Below are 6,453 nucleotides of genomic sequence, written 5' to 3' on the forward strand. Positions count from 1 at the left end.
TCAGACTATGTTACTAAATCCAGAACAACGCAATAAATTAGATCCTTCCGACGATTCCCTCTTCTATTCTTATCCTCGTTTTGTTAATCATGTAGATGATAAGTTTATTGAACAATTAACCCAACTCTATCGCGAGAGATTAAAAGCTGATACACGCATTCTTGATTTAATGAGTAGTTGGGTATCTCATTTACCACCAGAAATGTCCTTTAGTCATGTAGAAGGACATGGCATGAACTCCGAAGAGTTAGCAAAAAATCCCAGACTCAATCACTACTTTGTGCAAAATCTCAATACTAATCAAAAACTACCTTTAGCAGATGCAGACTTTGATGCAGTTTTGTGTACTGTATCTATACAATATATTCAATATCCTCAAGAAGTTTTTGCCGAAATCTACCGCATCTTAAAACCCCAAGGTATCGTGATTATTAGCTTCTCCAATCGCATGTTTTATCAAAAGGCGATCGCCGCTTGGAGAGATGGTAGCGCTACTAGTAGAGTTGAACTGGTATATAAATATTTTCAAGCAGTACCCGGTTTTAGTAAACCTGAAGTCGTTTACAATCAGTCAGTTGCCAATAACTTCCTACAACTACTGGGTATGAGTGCCGCAGATCCTTTTTATGCAGTAATAGCCACGAAACAATGAATCATCATCAAAAAACACGCCAAGAAACAGACAGTATGGGTACAATAGAGGTACCAAGCGATCGCTACTGGGGAGCACAAACCCAACGTTCTCTAAAATACTTCGCTATCGGACATGATACCATGCCTGAACCTTTAATTCGAGCTATGGGCATAGTAAAAAAAGCCTCCGCCACAGTTAATCAGGAATTGGGTAAACTTCCCGAAGAGAAAGCTAAACTAATTATTCAAGCTGCTGAAGAAGTAATTTCAGGAAAACTCAACGATCATTTTCCTTTGCGTGTGTGGCAAACAGGCAGTGGTACTCAAACCAATATGAATACAAATGAAGTCATTGCTAATCGCGCTATTGAAATAGCCCGAGGAGTATTGGGAACTAAAGATCCCATTCATCCCAATGATCATGTGAATATGTCTCAATCTTCTAATGATACTTTCCCTACTGCTATGCACATCGCTACAGTTACCCAACTTCAACAGGGTTTATTACCTCAAGTAAAGAGACTAAAAGCCGCTTTAGAGGAAAAATCCCAAGAATTTGACCAAATTATTAAAATTGGTCGTACTCATCTCATGGATGCTGTCCCCCTAACTCTCGGTCAAGAATTCTCCGGCTACGTGGCTCAATTAGAGATAGCTATACACCAAATTGAGAATACTTTACCATATCTCTACCAACTTGCCTTAGGAGGAACTGCCGTGGGTACAGGTTTAAATACTCATCCAGAATTCCCCGTCAAAGTCGCTGAGGAGATCTCCTCTATCTCTGGTTATCCCTTTGTTACTGCTGTTAATAAGTTTGCTGCTTTGGCTAGTCATGAAGCAATTGTTATGACTAGTGCTTCTGTGAAAAATTTAGCCTGTTCCCTACTCAAAATAGCTAATGACTTGCGCTGGCTAGGTTCTGGCCCTCGTTGTGGATTAGGGGAGTTAACTCTACCTGCTAATGAACCGGGTTCTTCGATTATGCCAGGAAAAGTTAATCCCACTCAATGTGAAGCGATGACTATGGTTTGTATCCAAGTAATGGGCAATGATACAGCCCTGAGTTTTGCTGCTAGTCAGGGGAATTTTGAGTTAAATGTGTTTAAACCTTTGATTATTCACAATTTACTCCACTCTCTCTCATTGCTTCAAGATGCCATAACTTGTTTTACCGATTATCTAGTAGTTGGTGTTCAAGCTAATTTGGGACAAATTGAGTACTTTTTGCAAAATTCCTTGATGTTAGTAACAGCTCTTAATCCCTATATAGGCTACGATAAATCAGCTCAAATCGCTAAATATGCTTTTACACAAGGTACAACCCTCAAAGAAGCGGGAATAGAGCTAGGAATACTCACAGCAGAACAATTTGAACAGTGGGTGCGCCCTGAAAAAATGATTGGTAGTTAAGCTATTTCTACCTAAGGCTTGCTGAATCAATATAAAACTTTGATGGGATATATAGCCGTTTAGACTATGACTTATTCTACAGGCGATCGCCCTAATAAACCTCATCATGAGATCCTAAATTAAGGAGTAAAATAGCCTCTTCTTTATCTTGAGGGTTAGGATCAATTCTTTAACTCCTTACTCCTTACTCCTTACTCCTTACTCCTTACTCAACCCCAACCAGTAACATTAGGTAAAGATGCAAGATCTGAGTAAAACGAGGTTCGTAGTTGGACTTTAGTCCATTTTTGATATCTCCTAAAATTTAACTTGACTTATTCTCAGAAAAAAAGCTAAGATAAAAGTCTGTGTATAATGAGCTTCTAAGTAAAAACCAGGGAAAAAGTAGAATATTTAAGTTAATCAGATGACATACGCAATTATTGAAACAGGTGGAAAACAACTGCGGGTGGAACCAGGCCGCTTTTATGATATAGAATTACTTCATGAAGATGAAGAAAATAACTATACTATTGACAAAGTCCTACTAGTACAGCACGAAGATGATATAAGTATAGGACAACCTTATGTAGAAGGTGCTACAGTAGAAGGAACAATCCTCGAACATCGCCGAGGCCGCAAGGTGATAGTCTATAAAATGCAGCCGAAGAAAAAAACTCGCAAAAAACGCGGACATCGTCAAGAATTAACTCGTTTGATGATTAATGCGATTAACGTAAATGGCGAGAGTTATACTGCTGAAGTACAAGAGTCTGAGATACAAGAAACAGAACAACCTGTAGCAATGACTACAGAAACAGAAGCAGAAGTAGTGAACGAATAAAGAAGAATTAATCAGGAGTTAAAAAATGGCACATAAGAAAGGAACAGGTAGTACAAGAAATGGTCGCGATTCTAACGCCAAACGTTTAGGAGTAAAACGTTATGGTGGACAAGAAGTAACTAGTGGAAGCATCTTAGTAAGACAAAGAGGGACTAAATTTCACCCAGGGAAAAATGTAGGTCGTGGGAAAGATGATACCCTATTTGCTCTGATCGATGGTATAGTTAAATTCGAGTATCGCGATCGCAGTCGTCAAAAAATCAGTGTTTATCCTCTAGAAACTCCAACAACTGCCGGGTAAATGAAAAAAAAAAAACTCAGATGCACTTATCTAGGAGTTGAGGATTGAAAATCCGATAAATGAATTATAAAACCTCAATTAAACTCCTAGGAGTCGGTTGAGGTTTATTTTATATGGGACAAAGATTCAAAATGAAAACCGGAATTGGTATAATTAAACAATAAAATTTAATGATCAAGTCGAGATTGTGCTAAATTTTGAATAGGTATATAAATAAAGCTCTAATCTTATTTTTCCTCTACTTTAATTAGGAATGATGATAAGTGCCTTTTCACCATCTTACCCACCCCATTCTTAAATAATTAAGTACAGTATCTGCTTCATGGGTTTTTTGAAAAAGTTATTCAACGATCAAGAAAAAGTTACAACCTCTAATCAGAGCGAATTCGAGGAGGATATGTTTAAAACGACCACCACTACTGGTCAATCTCGTATTATATTTAGCACAGAGCGAGATATTGATCTTTATGAATTAGAAGAACTTTGCGATTTAGTTGGTTGGGCACGTCGCCCCCTACGCAAGGTAAAAAAAGCAATACAACACAGTTTTTTGATAGTCTCAATGTGGGAAGTTAACGGAAAGAAAAAGCGGTTGATTGGTTTTGCGAGAGCAACATCAGACCACGCTTTTAATGCGACACTGTGGGATGTAGTAGTTCATCCAGATTTCCAAAGTAAAGGCTTAGGGAAAGCAATGATGAATTACATGATCAAAACTCTCAGAAGCCAAGATATTAGCAATATAACACTGTTTGCAGACCCCCATGTAGTTGAGTTTTACCGCCGCCTAGGTTTTGTCTTAGATCCTGAAGGAATTAAGGGCATGTTTTGGTATCCCTCTTAGTAATCTCAGTAATTATCTTATTAACATAAAAAATACAATAGTAAGTAAAAGGAGAGGAGAAAAAGTGCGCACTCTCGCTTCGCTCAGATCTCGCACGAGATCGCTAATCTCCTAAATAAGCTTCTAAGACCTGAGAATTACTTTGGATTTCAGATGGGGTACCATCAGCAAGATTTTTCCCCTCTGCTAATACCCAGACGTGCTCACATAGAGACATAACCACGTCCATATTGTGCTCAATAATCAAAAAAGCAATGCCATTTTGATTATTCCAATTAACTATATGTTCACAAATTTCTTCAATTAGTGCAGGATTGACTCCAGCGGCAGGCTCGTCGAGTAAAATTAACTTAGGTTGTGCCATCAGCGCCCTAGCCATTTCTAAAAGTTTTCTTTGTCCTCCCGATAAAGCCCCAGCATAATCATTGACTTTAGCAATTAAACCCACTGATTCAAGTAAATGAAGAGCCTTTTCTCGATTAAATCTTTCTTCTTGTTTTACTTTTTTCCATTGCCACCAAACCTTCCCTAGATTTTCTCCCGTTTGTTGTTGGGCACCTAATAACATATTCTCTAATACTGACAAACGTGAAAGTACCCTAGCCACCTGAAAGGTTCGGACAAAACCCTTTTGGGCGATGCGGTGGGGTTGAAGATGTTGAATTGGAGAACCATCAAAAATAATTTCTCCTGAATCAGGAGTAATAAAATTAGATAGGAGATTGAATAGTGTGGTTTTCCCCGCACCATTAGGACCAATTAAACCAGTAATACTATTTCTCTTTACTGTGATATCGGCTTCTTGAACTGCTTTAATACCTCCGAAACTTTTTGAGAGTTTTGATGCGGCTAGTATATTTGGTTCTATCTCTGATTTTTTCTTGATATCCATCTATTTATTCAAAGTCAATTCTTCTTTTTTACCCAAAATGCCTTGGGGTTGCCAGACCATTAACCCCATCAAAATTATGCCAATAAGCATAATACGAATTGCCCCTTGTTGAGTAGGGTCAAAAATACCTAATTGACTGGAGGTTAAATAACGGGTTACAGGCTCGAAAATTACCCAAAATAGAATTGATCCTAAAATAGTCCCGGTGTTGTTTCCCGCTCCTCCTAAGATAACAATCATCCAAGTATTAAAGGTAATCAAAGGCTCAAAATTGTCGGGATAAACAACATTAATTTGCCAGGCATAAAAAGCTCCCGCTACACCAGCGATCGCCCCTCCTAAGATGAAGGCTTGTAGCTTATACCAAAAAACATTTTTACCTAAGGCTTTGGCTATTTCTTCGTCTTCTCGAATGCTTTTTAACACTCTTCCCCAGGGAGAGTTTACTAAATATTCTAAGATCCAATAGGTTGCCCCTAGTACCAACAGACTCAGCAGCATTAATGTTATTTTTGGATTATATAGATTGCCTCTCATCGACAAAAGACTGATAATGTAGATATATAGAGTTAAGCTTAAAACAACAACTCCACCAATTATTACCCTAATTTTGCCGAATTTTTGCCCAGATTTAAACCATTTTTGCCTTAATTTATTCCATAGGTGCCAGAGTACTAGAATACCTAAACCTGTTAATATGGCAATAATTAAGTATTTCTGTTCTACATTCGGTTCTAAGTTTTCCCAAGGGCTAGGGTAACCATAAACACCTCGTGATCCATTAGTTAACCATGCTTCATTCTTAGCAAATAGTCTGACTACTTCTGATGTTCCTATGGTTACAATCGCTAAATAGTCTTCTCGCAATCTCAGGGTTGACAACCCGATGAGTAACCCTAGTAGGGAAGCTAAAACAGCTCCCGCAATTACTGCGAAAATAATAGGCCATCCTGCTAAACTTAGCAACACTGTTGCATAGACACCTAGTGTCATAAAAGCTACGTGACCAAAGTTAATTAGTCCAGTAAAACCCCATTGTAAGTTCAACCCTAGGGCAAAGATACCATATAGAGCAATATTGATAATTAGAAAAATTGAGTACCCAATCATGATGGTGTTTTTGTTTACTTTTCTTGTAATTTAACTAAAAATACCATTAATCTACTGCTATTTGTGCTCATATAGCTCACTTTTGGCCTTTCTTAGTATAGATAAATTCTTCACGTTTTGACAGTTTAACATATTACTCAACAACGAGGAATTTGGGCAACAGAACCGATTTTTTAGTAGGTGATATTGTAAATTGGTAAATAATAGCAGTAACTATCTGTCCTGAGTAAACTTAGATTCTTTGTTTATGGTGATTCAGGATATTTAGAATTAACGACAAGTAATTCTCTGTCTAACTTAAACAGCGATCGCGTTACCAAAATTTTGAATAGTTGTTTTGGCAAAAGTGTTTTAGAAGTATAAAAATATTTTAAGATAAAAAGCCGCTCTGAGATTACCTGCTCAAAATTGCCAGCCTTTACCAGTTAATGGTTTGG

The 6,453-nt window shown here is 37.7% G+C and carries 7 protein-coding genes; 5 read left to right on the plus strand and 2 right to left on the minus strand.

Features of this window, described 5'->3' with window-relative positions:
• Positions 1-7 precede the first annotated feature (7 nt).
• The 5 genes from MW688_RS02075 to MW688_RS02095 all read left to right on the plus strand — a co-directional run bounded on the left by MW688_RS02075 (position 8) and on the right by MW688_RS02095 (position 4,014).
• Positions 8-652: a class I SAM-dependent methyltransferase gene (locus tag MW688_RS02075; protein ID WP_486734251.1), complete on the plus strand. Its 645-nt coding sequence runs from the start codon at positions 8-10 to the stop codon at positions 650-652.
• Positions 649-2,046 (plus strand): class II fumarate hydratase, encoded by a 1,398-nt coding sequence (gene fumC, locus MW688_RS02080; RefSeq protein WP_486734252.1) that lies wholly within the window; start codon positions 649-651, stop codon positions 2,044-2,046. The genes MW688_RS02075 and fumC overlap by 4 nt, the downstream gene beginning before the upstream one ends.
• Before the next feature lie 406 nt (positions 2,047-2,452).
• Positions 2,453-2,869 carry a 50S ribosomal protein L21 gene (gene rplU, locus MW688_RS02085; protein ID WP_486734253.1) on the plus strand — a complete coding sequence of 139 codons (417 nt, stop codon included), beginning with the start codon at positions 2,453-2,455 and terminating at the stop codon, positions 2,867-2,869.
• Between the two features lie 25 nt (positions 2,870-2,894).
• Complete coding sequence (rpmA, locus tag MW688_RS02090; RefSeq protein ID WP_486734254.1) at positions 2,895-3,170, plus strand: 50S ribosomal protein L27; 276 nt, start codon at positions 2,895-2,897, stop codon at positions 3,168-3,170.
• Positions 3,171-3,492: 322 nt separating this feature from the next.
• Positions 3,493-4,014, plus strand: coding sequence for a GNAT family N-acetyltransferase (locus tag MW688_RS02095; protein ID WP_486734255.1), 522 nt, complete (start codon positions 3,493-3,495; stop codon positions 4,012-4,014).
• Between the two features lie 103 nt (positions 4,015-4,117).
• Here MW688_RS02095 and MW688_RS02100 read toward each other — a convergent pair whose 3' ends face one another.
• Together MW688_RS02100 and MW688_RS02105 are read right to left on the minus strand one after the other, a co-directional pair.
• Positions 4,118-4,906 (minus strand): ABC transporter ATP-binding protein, encoded by a 789-nt coding sequence (locus MW688_RS02100; protein WP_486734256.1) that lies wholly within the window; start codon positions 4,904-4,906, stop codon positions 4,118-4,120.
• A complete protein-coding gene (locus MW688_RS02105; protein ID WP_486734257.1) occupies positions 4,907-6,016 on the minus strand; it encodes a branched-chain amino acid ABC transporter permease in 1,110 nt (369 codons plus the stop codon).
• Positions 6,017-6,453: the final 437 nt, after the last annotated feature.

The sequence above is a fragment of the Johannesbaptistia floridana genome, assembly GCF_057440575.1.

Excerpts from the sequence above, each read along its gene's own strand:
- MW688_RS02075 (WP_486734251.1), top strand. The coding sequence starts at position 8 with ATGTTACTAAATCCAGAACAACGCAATAAATTAGATCCTTCCGACGAT.
- fumC (WP_486734252.1), top strand. The coding sequence starts at position 649 with ATGAATCATCATCAAAAAACACGCCAAGAAACAGACAGTATGGGTACA.
- rplU (WP_486734253.1), top strand. The coding sequence starts at position 2,453 with ATGACATACGCAATTATTGAAACAGGTGGAAAACAACTGCGGGTGGAA.
- rpmA (WP_486734254.1), top strand. The coding sequence starts at position 2,895 with ATGGCACATAAGAAAGGAACAGGTAGTACAAGAAATGGTCGCGATTCT.
- MW688_RS02095 (WP_486734255.1), top strand. The coding sequence starts at position 3,493 with ATGGGTTTTTTGAAAAAGTTATTCAACGATCAAGAAAAAGTTACAACC.
- MW688_RS02100 (WP_486734256.1), bottom strand. The coding sequence starts at position 4,906 with ATGGATATCAAGAAAAAATCAGAGATAGAACCAAATATACTAGCCGCA.
- MW688_RS02105 (WP_486734257.1), bottom strand. The coding sequence starts at position 6,016 with ATGATTGGGTACTCAATTTTTCTAATTATCAATATTGCTCTATATGGT.